This window comes from Deferrivibrio essentukiensis (assembly GCF_020480685.1).
In the GTDB taxonomy this organism is placed as follows: Bacteria; Chrysiogenota; Deferribacteres; order Deferribacterales; family Deferrivibrionaceae; genus Deferrivibrio; species Deferrivibrio essentukiensis.
Genome location: NZ_JAJAFU010000008.1, coordinates 23,742 through 44,771, shown reverse-complemented (window position 1 = coordinate 44,771; position 21,030 = coordinate 23,742). Strand labels below are relative to the sequence as shown.

General features: G+C 32.2%; 22 protein-coding genes. 8 read left to right on the top strand and 14 right to left on the bottom strand.

From position 1 onward, the window contains the following. Position 1: 1 nt before the first annotated feature. The 12 genes from LF845_RS05660 to pyrF all read right to left on the bottom strand — a co-directional run bounded on the left by LF845_RS05660 (position 2) and on the right by pyrF (position 10,235). On the bottom strand, positions 2-901 hold the full coding sequence (locus tag LF845_RS05660; protein ID WP_242820033.1) for a polyprenyl synthetase family protein: 900 nt from the start codon (positions 899-901) through the stop codon (positions 2-4). Next, complete coding sequence (xseB, locus tag LF845_RS05655) at positions 894-1,118, bottom strand: exodeoxyribonuclease VII small subunit (RefSeq protein WP_242820032.1); 225 nt, start codon at positions 1,116-1,118, stop codon at positions 894-896. Before xseB ends, LF845_RS05660 begins: the two co-directional genes overlap by 8 nt. A 3-nt stretch (positions 1,119-1,121) precedes the next feature. Then, a complete protein-coding gene (locus LF845_RS05650; protein ID WP_242820031.1) occupies positions 1,122-1,592 on the bottom strand; it encodes a peroxiredoxin in 471 nt (156 codons plus the stop codon). Beyond that, positions 1,582-2,688 carry a dual-specificity RNA methyltransferase RlmN gene (rlmN, locus tag LF845_RS05645; RefSeq protein ID WP_242820030.1) on the bottom strand — a complete coding sequence of 369 codons (1,107 nt, stop codon included), beginning with the start codon at positions 2,686-2,688 and terminating at the stop codon, positions 1,582-1,584. The genes LF845_RS05650 and rlmN overlap by 11 nt, the downstream gene beginning before the upstream one ends. Next, positions 2,639-3,961 carry a GGDEF domain-containing protein gene (locus LF845_RS05640; RefSeq protein WP_242820029.1) on the bottom strand — a complete coding sequence of 441 codons (1,323 nt, stop codon included), beginning with the start codon at positions 3,959-3,961 and terminating at the stop codon, positions 2,639-2,641. Before LF845_RS05640 ends, rlmN begins: the two co-directional genes overlap by 50 nt. Beyond that, positions 3,933-5,195 (bottom strand): CheR family methyltransferase, encoded by a 1,263-nt coding sequence (locus LF845_RS05635; protein WP_242820028.1) that lies wholly within the window; start codon positions 5,193-5,195, stop codon positions 3,933-3,935. Before LF845_RS05635 ends, LF845_RS05640 begins: the two co-directional genes overlap by 29 nt. Beyond that, positions 5,164-5,499 carry an STAS domain-containing protein gene (locus LF845_RS05630; protein WP_242820027.1) on the bottom strand — a complete coding sequence of 112 codons (336 nt, stop codon included), beginning with the start codon at positions 5,497-5,499 and terminating at the stop codon, positions 5,164-5,166. The genes LF845_RS05635 and LF845_RS05630 overlap by 32 nt, the downstream gene beginning before the upstream one ends. Positions 5,500-5,510: 11 nt before the next feature. Continuing rightward, entirely contained in the window at positions 5,511-6,182 is a 672-nt protein-coding gene (locus LF845_RS05625; RefSeq protein ID WP_242820026.1) for a flagellar brake protein, read from the bottom strand. 2 nt (positions 6,183-6,184) lie between these two features. Further along, positions 6,185-7,699 (bottom strand): response regulator, encoded by a 1,515-nt coding sequence (locus LF845_RS05620; RefSeq protein ID WP_242820025.1) that lies wholly within the window; start codon positions 7,697-7,699, stop codon positions 6,185-6,187. 3 nt (positions 7,700-7,702) lie between these two features. Next, complete coding sequence (locus LF845_RS05615; protein ID WP_242820024.1) at positions 7,703-8,869, bottom strand: ATP-binding response regulator; 1,167 nt, start codon at positions 8,867-8,869, stop codon at positions 7,703-7,705. Between the two features lie 77 nt (positions 8,870-8,946). Continuing rightward, positions 8,947-9,525, bottom strand: a complete 579-nt coding sequence (pyrE, locus tag LF845_RS05610; RefSeq protein WP_242820023.1) for an orotate phosphoribosyltransferase — start codon at positions 9,523-9,525, stop codon at positions 8,947-8,949. After that, positions 9,522-10,235, bottom strand: a complete 714-nt coding sequence (gene pyrF, locus LF845_RS05605) for an orotidine-5'-phosphate decarboxylase (protein ID WP_242820022.1) — start codon at positions 10,233-10,235, stop codon at positions 9,522-9,524. The genes pyrE and pyrF overlap by 4 nt, the downstream gene beginning before the upstream one ends. Positions 10,236-10,359: 124 nt before the next feature. Between pyrF and LF845_RS05600 the strand changes: the two genes are divergently transcribed. Together LF845_RS05600 and LF845_RS05595 are read left to right on the top strand one after the other, a co-directional pair. Continuing rightward, the gene (locus tag LF845_RS05600; RefSeq protein WP_242820021.1) at positions 10,360-11,409 is read left to right on the top strand and encodes a threonine aldolase family protein; all 1,050 of its coding nucleotides are present in this window, start codon (positions 10,360-10,362) and stop codon (positions 11,407-11,409) included. Next, positions 11,393-11,842, top strand: a complete 450-nt coding sequence (locus LF845_RS05595; RefSeq protein WP_242820020.1) for a pyridoxamine 5'-phosphate oxidase family protein — start codon at positions 11,393-11,395, stop codon at positions 11,840-11,842. The genes LF845_RS05600 and LF845_RS05595 overlap by 17 nt, the downstream gene beginning before the upstream one ends. A 13-nt stretch (positions 11,843-11,855) precedes the next feature. On the opposite strand, the gene fdhD is transcribed toward LF845_RS05595, so the two are convergent. Beyond that, positions 11,856-12,638, bottom strand: coding sequence for a formate dehydrogenase accessory sulfurtransferase FdhD (gene fdhD, locus LF845_RS05590; RefSeq protein WP_242820019.1), 783 nt, complete (start codon positions 12,636-12,638; stop codon positions 11,856-11,858). Next, a complete protein-coding gene (locus tag LF845_RS05585) occupies positions 12,598-13,212 on the bottom strand; it encodes a molybdenum cofactor guanylyltransferase (RefSeq protein ID WP_242820018.1) in 615 nt (204 codons plus the stop codon). Before LF845_RS05585 ends, fdhD begins: the two co-directional genes overlap by 41 nt. A 311-nt stretch (positions 13,213-13,523) precedes the next feature. Here LF845_RS05585 and LF845_RS05580 point away from each other — a divergent pair, with 311 nt between their 5' ends. The 6 genes from LF845_RS05580 to LF845_RS05555 all read left to right on the top strand — a co-directional run bounded on the left by LF845_RS05580 (position 13,524) and on the right by LF845_RS05555 (position 20,988). Then, positions 13,524-14,435 carry a hypothetical protein gene (locus LF845_RS05580; RefSeq protein ID WP_242820017.1) on the top strand — a complete coding sequence of 304 codons (912 nt, stop codon included), beginning with the start codon at positions 13,524-13,526 and terminating at the stop codon, positions 14,433-14,435. Between the two features lie 16 nt (positions 14,436-14,451). After that, positions 14,452-15,492, top strand: a complete 1,041-nt coding sequence (locus LF845_RS05575; protein WP_242820016.1) for a cytochrome C — start codon at positions 14,452-14,454, stop codon at positions 15,490-15,492. A gap of 2 nt (positions 15,493-15,494) precedes the next feature. After that, positions 15,495-16,397, top strand: coding sequence for a formate dehydrogenase subunit gamma (locus tag LF845_RS05570; protein WP_242820015.1), 903 nt, complete (start codon positions 15,495-15,497; stop codon positions 16,395-16,397). Continuing rightward, positions 16,384-17,211 carry a cytochrome C gene (locus tag LF845_RS05565; protein ID WP_242820014.1) on the top strand — a complete coding sequence of 276 codons (828 nt, stop codon included), beginning with the start codon at positions 16,384-16,386 and terminating at the stop codon, positions 17,209-17,211. Before LF845_RS05570 ends, LF845_RS05565 begins: the two co-directional genes overlap by 14 nt. A 62-nt stretch (positions 17,212-17,273) precedes the next feature. Further along, complete coding sequence (locus tag LF845_RS05560; RefSeq protein WP_242820013.1) at positions 17,274-18,077, top strand: NHL repeat-containing protein; 804 nt, start codon at positions 17,274-17,276, stop codon at positions 18,075-18,077. 25 nt (positions 18,078-18,102) lie between these two features. Continuing rightward, positions 18,103-20,988, top strand: a complete 2,886-nt coding sequence (locus LF845_RS05555; RefSeq protein ID WP_242820012.1) for a cytochrome c3 family protein — start codon at positions 18,103-18,105, stop codon at positions 20,986-20,988. Positions 20,989-21,030 lie beyond the last annotated feature (42 nt).

Below are 21,030 nucleotides of genomic sequence, written 5' to 3'. Positions count from 1 at the left end.
GTTAATTATTTCTTGTAGTGGTATATTTTGCAATTTCCACAAGCGGCCTGGAGGCAGCTTTAAAACATTCGACAGAATTTATTGCCTCATCTATTAGTTCGTTTGCTATTTTAATGGATTCATCCACACCATAAAATGTAGTGTAAGTTGCTTTATTATTCTCAATGTCACTTTTTGCATTTTTACCAAGTTGTTCGGTAGTTGATGTCACATCAAGGACGTCATCGTATATTTGAAAAGCAAGACCAATTTTTTGCCCAAAATTTTTCAATATTTCTTTATCTTTTTCATCCCCGAAGCCGAGGATTGCCCCAAGCTCTGTGCAGTAACCTATAAGGGCTGCAGTTTTATGCTGGTGAATAAAGATTACATTTTCTAAGCCAACCTTACTATTTTCAGCCTTAATATCTGCAAATTGCCCTGCAACCATTCCTCTGTCACCAGTTGCAATTGCCAATTTATGTGCTGCTTCTATCATCATTTCAATCGGTATATCTGTGTTTATATTTTTGTCCGTCATTATTTCAAATGCTTTGGTTAAAAGTGCATCACCGGCTAAAATAGCAGTAGCTTCTCCGAAAACTTTATGGTTAGTAGGCTTTCCTCTTCTTAAGTCATCATCATCCATTGCAGGTAAATCATCATGTATAAGTGAGTACGTGTGCAACATTTCAACTGCGGCAGCAAAAGGTGTAACTTTATCAAAATAGCTTTCAAATATTCCGTAAGCAGAATAGATTAGAGCAGGCCTGAGCCTTTTCCCCCCTGCAAAAACAGAATATCTCATTGCTTCCGTCAAACCGAGTGAAAAAGCACTATTTGGCTTCATGTAATTATTTAGCCACTCATCAACCTTCTTAGACCAAAATAGCAGATAGTTTTTCAGATTAAACTCACTCATCAAAGGGCTCCGTTTTTATTTCATCATCAATTTCATTAACGACTTTTTGGACTTTCAGCTCGACTTCCTCTAAGATTTTTTTACATTCCTTTCCCAATTTCATCCCTTCTTGAAAGAGGCTTAAAGATTCTTCAATACCGATGTCCTGACGCTCAAGTTTTTCCGCTATTTCTTCTAACCTTTTTAACTTTGCTTCAAATTTGTTATTATCTTTCATAGTCTATTTAAACCCTTTTAAATCGTTTAAAACTTTTTCTGCATGCCCTTTAGCTTTTACGTTATAGTATGCATTTATAACAATACCATTTTTTATTACAAAGGTAGATCTTATAATCCCTTTTGTAACTTTACCATACATCTTTTTTTCACCAAATGCACCGTAAGCCTCAGCAACTTTTTTATCAGGGTCGCTCAAAAGGAGAATTCCGAGGTTGTGTTTGTTAATAAAATTACAATGAGATTTCACCGAGTCAGGGCTTACACCAACAATCTCAGCGTTTAAATTTTCAAATTCGTTTTTTTTTGCAGTAAATTCAATTGCTTCAGTTGTACAACCTGAAGTATTGTCTTTAGGGTAGAAATAAAGAATTAATATTTTATCTGAAAAACTGTTAAGGGAATAAACATTACCATCATTTGCTTCAAGTTCGAAATTTGGAGCTTTGTCTTCCTTTTGAAGTTTAATTGACATCACAGCCTCCTTGTTTTAAATATTTTGCATAAAGTTGCCCGCAGGCTCCATCAATGTCCTCTCCGAGACTTTTTCTTATGAGAGCACAAATACCTGCATCTGTCAAAACTTTTTGAAATCTTAAAATATGTTCATATGATATTTTTTGAAATTCAGAATCTTTGGTTATATTGTATGAAATTAGGTTAACTTTTGAAGGGATACCTTTTAACAGCTTGATTAATCTTTTAGCATCATCGATGCTGTCATTAATCCCTTTAAGCATGACATATTCAAAAGTGATTCTTTTTCGTTTTTGAAGGGGGAGTTTTTTTATGTCGGTTAACAGTGTTTTTATCGGGTATTTGTTATTTACCGGCATAATCCTGTTTCTTGTTTCATCTGTTGTGGCGTTAAGGGAAATAGCAATATTTGGTGCATTCTTTAATTCAAATAGATTAATAATTTTGTTGCTTACTCCTGAAGTTGATACTGTGATTTTTCTATGAGAATATCCTAATCCGTTTTCATCAAGGATTATATCAAGTGCTTTTATAAGATTATCCATATTGTCAAGTGGCTCTCCCATGCCCATAAAGACAAGGTTTGATACCTTTTTGCCAAATTCATCCAAAGAGATTTTATTTATAAGCTGTATTTGCCTTACTATTTCTCCTGACGTGAGATTTCTAATTAGCCCGATTTTAGCCGTATTGCAAAATTTACACCCCATACGACACCCTATTTGAGATGATATACAACCGGTAAGTCTTTCAGAATCTTTTAAAATGACTGATTCAATGTAATTATTGTCAGACAATTTTATTAGAATTTTCATACTTCCGTCAATTTTTGAACGAGTAATTTGTGCGACTTCAAGCTTTGTGAGCTTTGTGTGAGCTTTAAGTTTTTCTCGTAGCGTTTTAGACAAATCGGTCATACTTTCAAAATCATCCGAATATTTAGAGTATAACCATTTATAAACCTGTTCAGCTCTAAATTTTTTCTCACCTATTGATGTAAAAAAAACTGTAAGCTCTTGTTTGGAAAGGTTATCAAGGGTTATGTCAGAAAACTCTGTTAATTGTTCTATTTCTTCCTCTTTTTTTAGCTTCATAAAGTGCATCATCAGTTAGTTTATATATTGTATTATAGTCAAGTTTATCTACATTAATTCCAGTTAAAAGTCCAATGGAAATAGTAAATTTTATTTTGTATTTATCAATTATAAAAGTTTCGTTTTCCACAGTAGCTCTAATTTTTTCAGCTAAGTAATATCCCCCTTTTTCGTCGGTATCCGGGAGTAAAATAGCAAATTCTTCTCCACCGATTCGAGCAAAAATATCCGACTTTCTTAAGAGCTTTGCTACCAATTTACAAAGGGAGGTCAAAACCCCGTCACCAATCGTATGACCATATGAATCATTAATACGTTTAAAAAAATCTATATCAAAGAGCAATAACGAAAGGGGCATCTTTTTCCTTTTTGAAAGTATTAACTCTTTATTTAAAATTTCATCGAAGAATCGTCTGTTATATATCCCTGTCAGATAGTCGGTAATTGATATGCGGTGTTCTCTGATAGTTGTACTGCTTATGTGTATCACTTCCTCTATTTTTTCGAAAAGTTTGTTCAAAAGGTTTGTCATATATGTTTCGTCTTTTATCTGCTCTTTGCTGAAAATAGTTACTAAAAAAAGATCATTCTTTTTTATGAAATATGTTTGCGTATCTTTCAAATATATTTTTGTATATTCATGCGCCTTTGATTTTTCGTTATTTTGTATTGTCAGGTTTTCCGTGGGTATTTTATTAGAACTTAATATATTTTTGAAAGTTTGGATATCTACGAAAGAGTTTTGGGAAATAAACAGTGTTGTTTCATTATTTATTGTTTCGCCAATTGCAAGACCAGCCGGTAGTAACGCTATCTCCATCAGTTCAGTACATTTTTTATAAATATTACTTTTGTCTGTCTGTTTTTCTCTTAAAATTTGATTTAACATTTCAAAAGAGTTAAGCATCAGGAAGTCGTTAAATATATTGGAGCTAATTATTGGATCATAATTATTTAAAAAAGTTCCCATGTGGAAAATAGTTTCTTTCAGGTTATTAATATTTGTCACTATAATATCAGAATAGGTATAATTTTTTTCAGAAACCATAATTAATGGTGGGATATTTTTTAGCTTACTGAGTCTTATGAGAGGTGGCAAAACCAAGCTATTTACCTGAACAAATCCTTCAGTAACCACAACAATTATGCCAGAATTATTAAAGACGTATCTAAAAGCAGTTAAAAGGGAATTTTTTATCACACTGTCAGGGCACAATGTCTTGAATAGTTTATTTTCACTCTTTTTACATATTATAATGCAATTCTTCAGCATTTAGCCCTACTTTATTTAAAATTTCTCTTAATCTAATTATATCATCTTTTTTATTTAAGAGGGCTATTTTTTTCTTTAATATTCTTATATATTCAAAAAAATCTTTGGTTTTCAAACAAAGGTTAAGATATCGCTCAATTTTTTCCTCTTTATTCGAGTTGATGATGAGGTAAGTCTTAAGCCATTTTTTAGCTTCACTGTTAAATCCCAATTTATAAAAACTTTCTGAAATAATAATAAGTGCTTCATCATTTAATGGATCATTTTTCAATATGTTGTAGCTGATAGCTATGGCATTCAAAAAGTTATTTTTATTAAAGTATCGCTTAGCATCTTCTATGGTTGTTTCTTCTTGTTTTATTTTTAATGATTCATAATCAAATTCCGTATTCTCTTTATCAATCTTAATTTCAAACAGCTCACGGTATTCCATTGGTGCTATCTCTTCCAAGTTTGGTTTGGTGTAAAATTTACAATTGTTTGTTTTATCGCTTTTTAAAAAGTTTTGAAATGTTTTAATGGAATATCCTTCTTCGGTTGTCAGAAGAATTCCATCTGGCTTTAGTATGTTAGCAATCTTTTCTATTACATAGTCTATAGTCTTCTTATTCATGTAAATAAGAATATTGTTCATAAGAACAATATCTGCTTTTTGGTCCGGGAGTATTTTGCCAATATCATCTTTCAGAATATTTAATTTGTAAAAGTTAACGTTATTTTTAATTTCATTGGCAAGTATAAATTTTTTGTTATCTAAGGTGCTGAAATATTTTGCAAATTTTTCAGGAAGTTTTTGCAAAGAGTAAGGGGAATAGATTCCTGTTTTGGCATTTTCGACCGCTTGTTCATCAATGTCGACGCCAACTATTGTTGGGTTTAAACCGCTTTCTTTTAAGTACATTGAAATTGAATATGCCTCCTGACCGTTTGAACAACCGAAAGAAACTATTGTCGGAGCAAGATTGTTTTTACAGTGGTTTAAAATTAATTCCAATTGAGCAGGGTATCTGAAGAAGTAAGACTCATTGTTAAATAAAAAATCGCTTATTTGCCTGTCTACAACCTCTAAGACCTCTTCGTCAAACCCTAAGTCAGATATGTGGTTTTTGTAAATTAAATCGAAAACTTTGTCCGTATTCAGTTCATTTATTTTAAGCCCGTATTGGTTTTCGATATACTTTAATACTGCCTCAATTAACGTGTTACTGGAGAAGACTTCTTTTAGCTTCGTCATCGGTGTCAAATATTTCAAAAAGTTTATGAAGATTCGTATTATTAAATATTTTTGCGATGTTGTCACTCAGCCTGGTGAGTGCAAGCTTTATATTGTGATCTTTAAGATATTTTAATATTTGTATAAGCTCCCTGAGTCCACTGCTGTTTAGGTAGTTTACTCTTGAAAAATTTATAATTACACCGTCAATTTCATTGACTATTTCTGTCAAATATCGTGCTATCTCTTCTCCAGTAAGCGTGTCCAAATCGTTAATAGGAAAAATTAGCTCTATTTTTCCATCCCTTTCTTTGTAAATTGACATAAAGCACCTCTTTATTTTGACATTCTTTTTAACTCAATCTGTCTTTGAAAAACATACTTGATAATTTTATCTCTGTCTGTTTCCTTGATTGTGATAAACTCGACCCCCACTTCCGATTTGTCATCATTATTGTATATGTGGACAACTCTGGCAATTATATCAAACTTAGTGCCTATTGCTTCTGACATATCAAGTTCAATTGCCTGACCTTGTTCAAGTTGGATGTCGCTGGTAAGTCTTATGCCGCCTCCTGAAATATCTTTTATGATACCGTCGTACTCCTTTTTTATCATTTCAGGGGCACCATCTTTTTCAATATAATCAATAGTCCTAAATTTTATTTTTAACCTTGCTTCCACTCTAAAAAATCTTCTCAATTCCTGACGTCTTAAAAATTCAGGATATACTATTTCCAAAAGAGGAATATTTTCCCTTGTTCTCCCGATAACTTCGCTGTTAAATGAGAATCTTCCCATTGGGGTAATAAAGCTGACTTCTAATTTAGACCCTGGGCTTAATGGGAATGGTATCCCTTTTTGAGAGGGGATAGTTATTTTCATCTTGTCGTTGTGAATATCCTCAATCCTTGAATCGTATATTCCTCTGTAATTTCCGGATAATACATTGACAAGTATTTTTGTGTTTATTGTCAAATAAGTAGAAATATCTTTTATCTTTTCCATCTCTATTTTTGTACCTTATCAAATTTCATCAAAAACTCAGTGCAGTTATCATCGGAAAAAACTTCTACCCCTGCACCATGTTTATTCATAATTTGCCTTACGATAGCAAGACCCAGTCCAGTACCTTCACCATCACCTTTAGTACTAAAAAAAGGTTCAAAAATCTTTTCTTTCAAATCATCTGGGATTTTTGGCCCATTATTTGATATAGAAAGATAAATTTTATTATCTTCTTCATAAGTCTTAACTTTTATTTCAGGGTTGTTAGTATTTTTTAATGCTTGATGTGCATTTATCAGGATGTTTAATATGGCTTGTTCAAGTTGAGATTTAATCCCCATGGTATAGGAAATATTTTCATCTAAATCCAAAACTATATTTATCTGCCCTCTTTTTAATTCATACTCACCAAATTCTATAACATCTTTTATGATGCCATTTATGTTCAAAGGATATTTTTTCTCTGTAGATGGTCTTGCAAAGCTAAGGAGTGTTTTACTTAGGTTTTCAATCTTGTCAAATCCATGTTCAATTTTTGATGTAATACCTATTAAATCTTCACCATCAATATTGTTTAGATATTTTAATTTTAATATCTGAAAATAAGTTTTAAGTGCTGTCAGCGGGTTATTTATTTCATGTATTACACCGGCGGTGACTTGGCCGATTGATGCCAATTTCTCAAGATGCACGATTTTATCTTTTATTTCATTCTCACTTGAAATAGATCTTAATGTGGCTATTATTTCATCTTCCATATGTGTCAGGTTACATAAAAACAGGTCAAACTGATTATAATTTTTTAAAATAACTTGCAGGTTAGCAATGCTTTTTTTGTGTTCCAATGTTTCTTTTATTTTGGACAAGTCTTCCGTCCCGATATCGAAAATATCAAAGAAAGTTTTGCTTTCATCGTATTGTGCAACAAAATTTTTGTTGTTGAGAGCAGAATTGTTATAAAATTTAATTTTAAAGTTGTTATCGAGAAGGAAAATAATTTCGGATATGTTGGAAAGGATTTTTTCTATTTTACTTTCATACTTTGCCAACTCTTTGTTTAGCTTTAATATTTTTCTTGCCTTTTCTTCCAGTGATTTAGAAATTTCTCTAGAAATCTGGTTTATGCTTTTATCATCATTTAAAACAAGAGTAGTGTTTTCTATTATATCTTTCAGATTATCCGCAAATGATATAGGGTCTATCGGTTTTGTAAAATACTCGCAACACCCGGCAGACATTGACAGCTCTTTATACTCATCGCTGTAAGCGGCCGTAAGAGCTACGATAGGGATATGCTTTAGAGATTCATCAGATTTAATCATTGTAACGGCTTCATACCCCATAAGATTAGGGAGGTTAATGTCCATTATGATTATATCCGGCAAAAGCTGCTTTGCCTTATCAATTGCGTCTATCCCGTCAATAGCATTATAAACCTGAAACCCCTTCTTTGACAAAATAAAATCAACTAATTTGTAGTTTTCAAAATTATCTTCTACGTATAAAACCTTATACATTATTTACCCCGGTAATTGTATATAAAAAGTGCTACCTTTGTCTTTACCACTACTTTCTACCCAAATTTTTCCCTTTTGTATAGTAACAAATCCCTTTGCTATTGCAAGACCTAAGCCAATCCCTTTACCCATAAATTCATAATCACTGGAATGATGATGCTTGACATCGCTTCCTGCAAAGAAGGGCTTAAATATCTCTTTAAGTTCTTTTTCGTCGATGCCGATACCATAATCTTTTATTACAAATGTATTCTTATTAGAGTCAAAATATATATCTATCTTTGAGTTGTCAAAGGAAAATTTGATGGCATTCAGTAATACCTGTGTGACTATATAGGTGGTTTTGTCAAAGTCACAGTTTAGTGATTTATTATTGATATTAATATTGAAAGTTATCCCTCTTTTTTCTGCGTATGGTTGACAGTATGAGACGGATTTATCAATAATTTCAATAATAGTTGTGGGTTTGATATCTAAATTTAGGACACCTTTTTCAAGTCTTGCCATATCTAAAATCTTGTTTACCGTTTTGTTTAGTTTGTCGGCGGAATTATTAATATGTTCCAAATATTCGACGATGTGTTTTGGCAGGTTATCTTTTTCTTTTTCCATCAGAAGTTCAAGATAGCCCATAAGAGGGACAAGCGGAGTTCTAAGCTCATGAGAGGCTATGGCGATAAAGTTTGATTTTACTTTATCAAAGTCGAGTAAGAGCCTGTTCATCTCAGTAAGTTCATCAACTTTCTGTCTTAAAGATTCGATAAGCTTGTCGGCATATTTTTCAAGTACTATTTTTGTTTCAACCTGTAACGGCTTTTCATATTCAGCTTCTGTGATTTGTTTATAAAAGAAATTTGGGTCAATAGGTTTTTCAATATAGAGATTAAAACCTATTGCTTGGGCAATAATCCTATCGTCTTGACTATGAGAGGCTGAAACAGCTACAAGTTTTGTATTGTTATCATTTTTTCTGATAATTCTTGCTATTTCATGGCCACCAAGTCCGGGTAGGTTTATGTCAATCAGGACTATTTCCGGGTGATGTGTGTTATATAAGGTTAACCCTTCTTCACCTGTGGCACATGATATAAATTCAACGTTATATTTTTCTAATATTTTTTTTACCAGAAAAATATTGTTCTTTTCATCTTCAATATAAAGTATCTTCATAACTAATAATAATTAATGAATTAATAATAAGCAACAAAAGTTTTGTGTATATATGTTTTTTTATACTTTTTTTTGTCTTATTGTTTAATAAATCTGCTCCCGGGTTTAACCAGTTCAATATTTTCTTTACAGAGTGGGCACTCCTCAGGGGTATAAGTTTTTACATCAAGTCTAATAAGAGGATAAAAAGGGAAGTCAAATTTTGCCTGACCGCCGCTTCTGTCAATAAGACTTGTAATACCGATAACCTTTGCTCCCGTTGCAAGCACGGCATCGATACACTCTTTTGTTGATTTTCCTGTAGTTACTACATCTTCTGCTATAAGCACCAAGTCATTTTCATCAAGATAAAACCCTCTTCTGAGTGTCATTTTACCGTCAACTCTTTCCGTAAAAATTGATCTTTTTTTCAAAAGCCTTGCGAGCTCATATCCGAATCTTATGCCTCCGATTGCTGGACTTACAACAGTAGTAAAATTTACATCATATAGCTTTTTGACAAGCTCTGAGATAATCTGTTCAGCTATTATAGGATATTGCATTACAAGTGCACTTTGAAGATAAGTGTCACTGTGAAGTCCTGACGAAAGTAAAAAATGCCCTTTTAAAAGTGCACCATGCCTTTTATAAATTTCAAGTACTTGCTCCAATGTCATTTCATCTCCTCCTTTATCAAATCTACGGCTAATGCCGGATTTTCATGCTTTGTTATAGGTCTTCCTATTACCATATAATCTGTTTGCAAAAGATAAGCATCTTTCGGCGTGACGATTCTTTTCTGATCATTGTCAGCCGCAAATGATGGTCTTATCCCCGGGGTAATTGTAAGAAAGTCTGTTCCGCATATATCTTTTACGGCTTTTACTTCTTGAGCTGAAGAAACTACTCCGTCAAGCCCTGCTTTAAAAGCATTATATGCAAGATGTTTGACATATTCTTCCGTAGAATTCCAATTTAATTTCATCTCTTCAAAGTACTTGCTGTCAAGAGATGTAAGAAGTGTTACCCCTATGAGTTTCGGTTGTACAATCCCTTTTTTTATACAATATTCTTTTAAACCAAATGATGCCTTTTTCATCATTTCAAGTCCACCCTGACAGTGGATATTAATTATATCTACTCCAATTTCTGCTGCAGAAGTTACAGCTCCGGCTACAGTATTTGGAATGTCGTGAAATTTCAAATCTAAAAACACTTTTTTCTCGTTTTTTTTGAGAAAATCTATTAGGGTATGGCCAAACAAAACGAATGACTCAAGACCTACTTTGTAATAACTTATTTTCTCTCCTAAAATTTTTACCAAACTTTGGGCGGAATCCAAACTTTTAGTGTCAAGTGCGACTATAATTTCAGGTTTTTTTAACATTATTCTATTCTCCTTGAACGGTTTGGAATATATAATAAAATTATAAAATATTCAACAAGTTAATAAAATTGAAAATATATTTTTTAAGTTGAGAAGATTATGGATTTGTTTTAAGGTTATAGTTATGAATAAAAAATATAGTTTTAAAAATGATTACAGTGAAGGTGCGCACAAAAAGATATTAGATGCACTTGCATCTACCAATTTTCTGCAGTGCGATGGCTATGGAAAGGATGACTTTTGTGAAGCTGCAAAAGTAGCAATAAGGGAGAAGTTAGACATTTCTGATTGCGATATACACTTCCTTACCGGCGGGACTTTGGTAAATAAACTTGTGATAGGTAGCTTTTTAAAACCTTATGAATCAGCTGTTTCTGCCAAAACAGGGCATATTAATGTTCATGAGACGGGAGCAATTGAGGCTACAGGGCATAAAATAAATATTGTTAACTCTGATAGTGAAAAATTGACCCCCGAGTATATAGGCAATATTGTTAAAGCACATACGGATGAGCATATGGTCAAACCTAAGCTTGTGTATATTTCAAATGCGACTGAATGTGGCACAATATACAGCTATGGTGAGTTAAAAAATTTGAGTGAATATTGCAAAGCTAATGATCTCCTCTTATATATGGACGGTGCCAGGCTTGCACAGGCTTTGTCGTCCCCTGATTGCGATTATTCTCTAGCTGAGATTCACAATTTTTTTGATGCTTATTATATTGGCGGGACAAAAAACGGCTGTCTTATTGGTGAAGCATTAATTATCAATAATGATAAATTTAAAGAAAATTTTAGATATTATATAAAGCAAAGCGGTGCATTGCTTGCAAAGGGAAGGCTTTTGGGGGTGCAGTTTTTGGAACTTTTTAGGGATAATTTATTTTTTGAGCTTGGTAAAATTGCAGTGGAAAATGCCATCAGCTTGGCTGATAAATTGAAAAGTTTGGGGGTTACTTTTAGGTACAAACCTCAGACTAACCAGATTTTTCCAATATTTTCAAATGATTTAATTGAACATTTGTTGAGATTTTTTGACTTTTATGTGTGGGAAAATATAGACAGAGATTGTTCGGTGGTGAGGCTTGTTACTTCTTGGGCTACACCTTGCAAGCAAATTGATAATTTTTATGAAAAAGTATTGGAGTTTTATGATGAGAAGGGTAGATAGAAAGGTGGGCACGGACGAAGCGTTAAAATTTTTATCTGACGGAGAGTATGGGGTATTGTCATTATGTTGTGAAAATAATCCTTACGGCATTCCTCTTAATTATTGTGTCATAGAGAATAATATATATTTTCATTGTGCAGTAGAGGGGAAAAAGATTGAGTATATTGCTAAAAATCCAAATGCTTCGTTTTGCGTGGTTAAAAGTGCAAAAATTTTACCTGATAAATTTGCTACCTTTTATGAAAGTGTAATAGTGTTTGGCAAGATTAATGAGGTCTGCGGAGCAGAAAAGAAAAATGCCTTGGTAGGCTTAGTTAAAAAGTATTCATTAGATTTTTTGGAAAGTGGGATTGATTATATTGAAAAATTAATAGATAAAACAAGGGTATTTAGACTTAGTATAGATGATATAAGTGGTAAAGCCAGAAGATAGTATCAAAAGATATTCATATTATTCTTTCTTCTCCTGTAAATAGTGTAAACCCTTTTTTGGAAGTTAATCCAATCAATGTCATGTTAGATTTTTTGGCAATTTTTATCCCTTCCTCACTCGGTGCAGTCCTTGACACTACTACCGGGATTTTAGCTTTGGCACACTTTAAAATCATTTCTGAGGTGAGCCTCCCTGTGGAGAGCATAATTCCGTCAAAAGAAGCATTGTTAAGCAAAATAGCACCTATGGTTTTGTCGATAGTATTATGTCTCCCTATGTCTTCACAGGTAAATACAAATCCGTCGACAGACTTAAAGTAGGCCTTGTGAACGCACCTTGTATGTGTATGAAGCTCAGACTCACTTTCCAATCTTGTGAATAATGTTATTATCTCATCAAAAGCAAATTTAGTGTCAAATATTATTTTGTCGCTGGATGAGTAAGTTTTCTCCAATATTTTCCCGCCACCGCAGCCTGAAGTTACCGTCCATTCCTTTTTTGTGCTTACGTCAAAATACATATCTTCGAGATAGGTATAGATATTGTTTTGTTCGCATGTCCTAAAGTGGACAATATCGCTACTTTTTTGTATGATATCGGAGGTAAAAAGAAATCCGTATGTAAATTCTTTGATTTTATCTGGCAACAGCATGGCTGATGTGAATTTCTTCCCATTTACCAATATGTTGTATTTATATTCTTTAATAATGTAGCGTGTGCTATTTTCGACATTGTTTTCAGAATAAATTTTTACTTTATATTCCGATACCAAACTTTTTGGCAACTTTTTTTGCATATTCGTAATCCTCTGGAGTGTTTATGTTTATAAAGCTCAATAGCTCTGAATCATACTTTTTTATTTCGTTGACGTCACTTATAAATTTAGTGTTTATATGTGTGTAAATATCTATTAGTCTGTAGTTGTTTTCATTAAAGAAATTAAGCAAAGTTTGCAAAATTTTTTTCCTATAAAAACCACAAAGTGTGTTTATTTTGCCATTAATTTGGGTCAGCACGCTGTCATATTCGTCTGCAAATTTATACAAAAAACTTACTAATTCCAAAGAAAGGAAAGGTGTGTCCGCCGAAACAATGAAAACTTTGTCATGTTTTGCATTTTGCAGTGCAGTAATAATTCCAACCAGAGGGGATTGACTGTCGGTAAAATCGTTTAAAAATCTTACTTGATTAAGGGAAAAAATAAATTTTGAGCTGTCCTTCGAAATTACCATCACATCATCGCTGATTTTACAAAGCTTACTGGCAAGGATTTCAGTCAGACTTTTATTGTTGATTTCTGCAACTGTTTTATCTCTTCCAAATCTTCTACTTTGCCCGCCGGCTAAAATTGCACAAGAGAATTTATTCATATGAAAATTATAAAATAAATTTTGCTAATATTCCATATGATTTTACAATAACAGGTTTAATATAATTGTTTAGTTAAATTATAAGTGATTACTTAGTTAAAGTTATTATAAGTTAAATAATGGTTTATTGAAATATATAAAATATTGAATGAAAAAGAGAAAAGTTATTAATCTATAGTAAATAAGTGTGAATTATTTTTACAAATTTTAATAATATATTACAAATATGGCATGATTTTTGTTAATAGATTTTTATTATGTGTAAAAAAAGTGTGTTTTTAATTGCAATTATTTTTTGTTTCTCATATGTGTTGGTATTTGCTTACTCGGATAGATTAAGCGATACTGAAAATTGTAGTACATGCCATAATATCGCAAACATAAGCAGGTTGTGTGAAAAAGATTGTATTTTATGCCATAAGGCGGATTCAAATAATTATAAATATTTATCCGAAAACTATGTTCAATCTTTTTTCATTAATAAGAAAAATCCACATGAAAAAAATATATGTGCTGTATGCCATGTCAGAAGAGAGAAAATGTTGCGGTTTGACAATGATACAATGCTTTGTGAAAAATGTCATTCGGAAGGGGACGTAAGTGTTGAAGCCCACAGTACAAACTTTAAATATGTTGAAACCAAGGAAGTAAGAATACCGAGGGATTTTCCATTAAATGATGGTAAAGTTACTTGCTTAACTTGTCATTTGTTTAATTGTCTGGATAAAAATAATTTTAAGTACTTGAGAAGGCCATTCTCACATATTACTGAATTTTGTTTTAACTGTCACAATGCGGATGAGTATAAAAAATATAACCCGCATATTCAGATTAATCCAGATGGAACCGTAAATGAAAATAATTGCATAATTTGTCATTCAGTTAAGCCAGATATTAAAAAAGATAAAGGTATAGAATCTATACTATTAAAAGGTGAACCCAACAAGATTTGTGATGGTTGTCATCAAATTCGTGAGGCACACCCTACGGGAATCCTACATACTGTAACACCAAGTTCAACTATTTTAAATAATATTAAGTCATATGAGCAAAAAAGAGGGTTGGTATTTCCATTGGGTAAAAATAATCAAATTTTGTGCGTAACTTGTCATTTACCCCATCAGTTTGAGCTAATAAAGGGGCAGGCAAAGAATAAGTATAAGCACAGGACTAGACTACCAGAAGGCTATGAGCTTTGTAATGTATGTCATAATAAAGGTTAAATAAATGGAGGTGTATATGAGGGTAATTGCAAAACTGTTCTTATGTATTGTATTAGTTCTGTTTTTTTCTTCGTTTGGTAATTGTGCCGATGATGAAAATTGTCTTCTTTGTCACAAGTATCGAACCCTTTCAAGGATTGACGAAACAGGCAAGACAAGGCTTTACTACGTCAATGACAATCTCTTTCACTCATCTGTTCATGGCAAAATAAAATGTAAAGAGTGTCATAGTCAGATTACAAAGATACCCCATGAAGAGAATACTAAAGTAAACTGTCTTAACGAATGCCATATAGTAGAGCCAACGAGTGAAAAAAGGTTTTCACACAAAAGTGTAGCGGAAGTGATAAAAAGCAGTATCCATTCACCAGAAAACAAATATGCTAATTTTTCAAAAGCTGATGATTTTCCTGAATGTATAGATTGTCATAACAATCCGTTGTTTAAACCGATACAACTATTTAAGAATATTACTGAAGAAGGGCAAAGCCCAAAAGCTCTTGCCAGATGTAATTTGTGCCATAAAGAAGAAAAATTTATAAAGTATTTTTATAATCATGTTAGTCATCGACTACATACGAGCAAAGACAGCTCAGAAATCGTAAGGATGTGCGAAAGATGCCATTCTAAACCTGAAATGGTAAAAAGACATAAGTTAAAAAATGCAGTATCAACTTACAAAGATACATTCCATGGCAAAGCTATTACGTTTGGCCTTGAGGGTGCGCCGGATTGTGTAGATTGTCATGTCAGGGAAAATGAATCTGCTCATGCGATAAAAAGTTACGAAGACCCGGAAAGTTCAATTAATAAAGATAATAGAAAAAAAGTGTGTAGTCGCAAGACATGCCACCCTAATGCTGCAGATGGTATTGAAGATATCAGAATGCACGTTGTAATAGATAAAAATTTATACAAACCGGAATATTATACAGCATTGGGTTTTACAGGACTTACGTTAGGTGCATTTTTTCCACTTATAGTAGTTCTTATTTTAGAATTGATAAGAGAAATTTTTCCTAATTTTAGTTTGAGAAAATTTAAGAGGAGGAAATAGACATGAGGAAGTTACCCTTAATAAAAGTTCAAAGAGGTAAAAAATATTATTTAAAGATGACACCTGCTCAAAGGTATCAACATTTTATCTTGATGAGTACATTTATTCTATTAGTTTTAACAGGTTTTCCTCTTAAATTTCATTACTATCCTTGGGCTAAAACTTTAATAAACAGTTTGGGAGGGTTAAAAGTCACTACTGTTATTCATAGAATTTGTGGCGTTACAATGGTTGGATTATTTTTTTACCATTGGTATTATTTGTTTAAGAATCTCTATGTTTACTATATAGCTCCTTCAATAAGGCTGAAAAAATTTTCTTTAAAAGGCCTTCTTAAGTTTATTTACTATTCACCCATGTTTCCGCGAGTAAAAGATATTAAAGATGTGGCTGATTTTTTAAAATATGTATTTTTTATTACAGACGAAAAACCAAAACATGAAAGATTCCATTGGAGAGAAAAGTTTGATTATTGGGCGGTGTTTTGGGGTATTCCTGTTTTAGGCTTAACCGGTGCAATCTTGTGGTTTGAATCATATTCAACAATGTTTTTCCCGGGTTGGTTTGTTAATATAAGCTTTATAGCTCATTCTGATGAAGCATTGCTTGCAGCTGCAGTAATCCTTATATGGCATATGTACAATGCCCATGTTAACTATGATAAATTTCCGATGTCGCCACTGTTTCTTACGGGTTATTTGCCTGAAGAGATTATGAAGCATGAATACTATCTCGAGTGGAAGAGAATTAACTGTTTGGTAGAAAAGGATAAGAGCCTGTTTTTTGATATGGACGAATATAAGGCAAATAAGAAAAAGGAGATGCAAGAACATCTTTTACACTGTTTTGAAGATATAATTGATGAGAATTTTGAGAATGAGGAGAAAAAAGATGAGCAGGCATAGTAGTAGTTTCTTGAAAAGAATATATGCTGTAATAGGTATAGTGCTTTTAGTGTGGTCATCCTATTTAGTGTACATTTTAGTTATGCATATATGGCATCAGCATGGCGAAGAAGTGGAAAATATGGCTATTTCTGAAGAGGAAAAGTTATTTAAAGAAATGATGAAAGATAAAAAAGAGGTTACTTATAACTTAGGCTATAAGGTTATTAAACAAGAAGATATCGAAAAACATTTTCATCATATAGGTGATCCGGTAATGCACGATTCCATAAATATATGTATAAAATGCCATGGGGATATACCTCATGACAAGAATAAGGCAATAAGGGCATTCTTAAATATGCACAGTGATTTTTTTGCCTGCGAGACTTGTCATGTCAGAGTGGATAACAAAAAGTTTATTTGGTACAATAAAACTACCGGTAAAGAGGTAGACAATTTTGAGATATCAGTTTTTTTAAATAATATCCCTCAAAAATTAATCCCTTTATTGGAAGTTGACGGAAAGTTTGAAAGACTTGATTCAGATTCAAAAAGAAATTTTGTTGATGAGTTTAGAAAAATGCTACCTACCTTATCTCCTGATAAAAAGAGTCAGGGGTTAAAAATCATACACAAAAACGTTTCTAAAAATCCTGTCAAGTGTGATGAGTGTCATGCGCCAAGTTTAAGCCAAAGTTATCTACCGTTACTGGAAATCGGCTATAAAGAAAGAAGAGTGAATCAGATTCTCAGTAATGAAGTGGTAGGTATGGTTGAAAAGTACAAGGAATTTTATATCCCCAATTTTTTGATGCCGGGTCAAACTAAATGAGAGTTTTAGTCTATATATTTTTCATATTTTTTACAGTGTTTAAGGCTTTTGCCTTAAACACTGTGAATGTCGAAAAACAATATGAAATTCATTTTGATAAGGATGAGTTTGTTACTGATATAGAGGTAGTTGATTCTTTATTATATATTTTGGAGTCAAGCAAAAATAATGTGTTTTTTTATAATTTGTATGATGGTGCTTTGAAAGGTAAAAAAAATATTGGCAACTTTCACTCTTTGATCAGCTTCAAGTATTTTGACTCAAAATGGTATGTTTTATCAGCAAATGAGAATAGTTTAGTTATTTTTGATTCTACTTGGAAATATTTAAAAACAGCAAAAATTGATGCTCAAGATCCGACCGGTATAGCATTTTATGAGGATTTTATGTTTATAGTTGATAACGATGGTCAAAAGGTTATGAAGTATAAACTTAAAAATCTTAAGCTTACCCAACAGGTAAAAGGGTTTGGTTTTAATAAAAATCAGTTCAGATATCCTTTTGATATAAAAGTGGATGAAAAAGGAGATATTTATGTTTCAGAGGTAATAAATACGAGGGTGCAGAAGTTTAACACAAGTTTAAAATATGTAGATACAATTGGAGAGTGGGGCATAAAAAAAGGTCAACTTTATCGTCCAAAAGGTATTGAAATACAAGGGCAAAATCTTTTTGTTACAGACAGCATTATGGGAGTTATCCAGATATTTGATAAGAATAGTGGAAAGTTTTTAGGTGTTTTGGGAGAAAATGATAAAATATTGAGGTTAAAATCACCATATAGGTTAAAGGTGTATAATAATTTTTTATGTATATTGGATAATTTTAAAAAGGTTGTGTATGTATATAAATTTAAATTTAAATAAGTTGCCTATAATAATTTGCTTATTTTTGTTTTCTTATTTATCTGCAAGCTACTCTTTTACAGGTCAAGAATCTGCAAAGGAGTGTGCGATTTGCCACTATGAGTGGATGGATTCATTTATTTACGAGCTAAAAGGGACTGAAATAGTAGACTACCAAAAGGACAGAATTGTTGCAAACGAAAGGATGTGCTTTTCTTGTCATGACGGTTCGGTAGCTGATAGCAGATTACGTGTATGGGCTAATGATATGCATAAAGTTGGCATAAAGCCACCATCAAACATGAAGATTCCTGAAGAATTGCCCCTTGAAAATGGTGAGATTCAATGTAGGACTTGCCATACTGCTCATGGCACAAAGGATATTAACAAAGGGGACATAGGCAGAAGTGTTTTCTTAAGAGTAGAAAATACTAATTCACAGTTGTGTAAAATGTGTCACTCGGATAAAAAAGGTCATTATAATCACCCTGAATCCAAGCTAAATAGTAAAATGAGTGTTTCACGGCAATTAGTTGAAAATAAAGGAAAGTTAGGGGATGATGAGAAAATAATATGTGAAAGTTGCCATACTCCCCACGGTCCTAAAGAGAAGAAGATTTTGTTGGGTAAAATTGCAAATTCGGAAATTTGCTCTTTTTGCCATACCGATAAATTGGATTCTAAAAAACAATACAAAAAAGGTGTATTAAACCACCCTGTAAATATACCAACAGATAACACAATGATTTCAGAAGTAGAAAGTTTAGGAGGAAAGTTTGAGGATGGCAGGATAATTTGCTTGAGCTGCCACAATACTCATAAAGGTATCAATAAAGAATTATTAATAGTTGATAATAAAGATGATAAACTTTGCCTTACTTGTCACAAGAATAAGGTATCAGTGAAAAACACAAGCCATGACTTAAAAAAGAAAAAAGGGTTTAAAAATAAGTTTGGTCAGACACCTGATAAATATGGAACATGTTCAGCATGCCACGGTCCTCACGGTTGGGGAGTTGACTTGCCAAATGTTGATACCGATTTATTAAGCAAAGCATGTTTGTCTTGCCATATAGAGGCTGATATTGTTGGCGAAAAAAGGATTTTCAAGGATAGATTTAATCATCCGGTAAGTGTTGAGGTTAAAAACAGTCAAGATTTACCGTTATTTACAAAAAGTATAAATTATTTTAGTGAAATGAATAAGGAAAATAATGACAAATTTATCAATTGTGCTACTTGTCACGATTCACACGGTAAAGAAAAGAATTTTTTAAGGGCTGAAGTCAAAAATGATTTTATATGTTTAAAATGTCATGACAATAAAAAAGATATTTTAGGTTCTAAACATAGTTTAAATGATATAACTTGTCTCAGCTGTCATAATATTCATAATTCTGAGAATAAATATCTTTTGAAAAGAGATATTAAAGATATATGTGTAGACTGTCATAATAAGAATGGGGTAGCAAAGCAATTTATACCCGGGGAAAATAGCCACCCGGTTAACAAAATTGTTCATGATGTTATTCCTGATAACTTCAAGCTTTACGATTCAAAAATTCAATGTGCCACATGTCATGACCCTCATCAACCCGGTAAGAATAAAAAGTTTTTGAGGATTAACTTTAGCAATAAGGATGATTTTTGTATAAGTTGCCATATTGAAAAAAATGGTATTTTTAATTCAAAACACCATGATCAAAAGAAAAAAGGTTTATGCGAAAATTGTCATGTGGTTCATAATTCCTTTAGCAATAAATATTTGATGTCTATTAAGTGGGATTATAATAATGATAATGATTATTGTGAAGTTTGCCATAATACTAATGGTGTTGCAAAAAACAATATTGTTAAAGTATTGCACCCTTTTGGCACTATCAAAGATAAAAAAAATGCCATCAAGGAAAATCTTAGCTGTATTTCATGTCATGATCCGCACAGTCAACAGAAAGGGAAAAACAGATTTCTTAAATATAAAGAAGATAGTTTTTGTTTTCAATGCCATAAAGATAAGAAAGAATTTTTGGATTCACCTCATAATTCAACACACTTTAGAGATATGTCCGGTAAATTTAAAAAAGAGAATTGTTACTTGTGTCATGATATCCACAAAAGAGGTGAAACTGAAGATGCTGTATTAATTCGCACTTGTGAAAGCTGTCATAGTGATAAAAATATTTTTGGAAATAACATCATTAAAACAAGTCATATCGGCATGAAGGACGAAAAAATTAAAGATTTTTATACTCACAACGGGGAAGTTGTTTGTAAAACATGCCATGAGCCACATATAAATAATAAATATTTATTTCCATCAAATATTTTAAAATCCTATCAACTATGTATTTCATGCCATCAAAAAGAAAAAGATGTGCTATATTCGGAACATAATATGAGTCTTATCTTCAAAGATAAAGATTCCGTATGCGATGCATGCCACACTGTTCACAATTATTCAGAGAATAACAAGTATTTTTATAAGAAAGATGTCGATGCGAATAAAGATTTTGTAAAAGAAATATGTTTAGGTTGCCATAGCGAAAATGGAATCGCCAAGACTAAGGCGATTAATATTTATGGTCACCCTGAGATTCCTATGACTTTTAAGCTTGAAAGAGATTTGCCGGATAAATTTCTTTTTAAGAAAAATGGAGAAAAGTCTTTAACAGGGAATATTACTTGTGCTACATGTCATGATGTTCATAAGTGGAGTGAAAGTCACGATTATAAGGTTACAGAAAATACTGAAGGAAATGTTTTGAATAGTTTTTTGAAGTATAAAGGGATTATTACTTTTTGTTCAACTTGTCATGGGGAAGAAACAATGCTAAGATACAAGTATTATCATACTGATAAGTTAAGAAAAGAAAAATATAATGATAAAAAGAAACGAAAGAAAACTTTTATGGAGTTACTAATTGGAAATTAATTTGGTATATAAATTGCTTAATTCGTTCTTAAAAATTGCTGG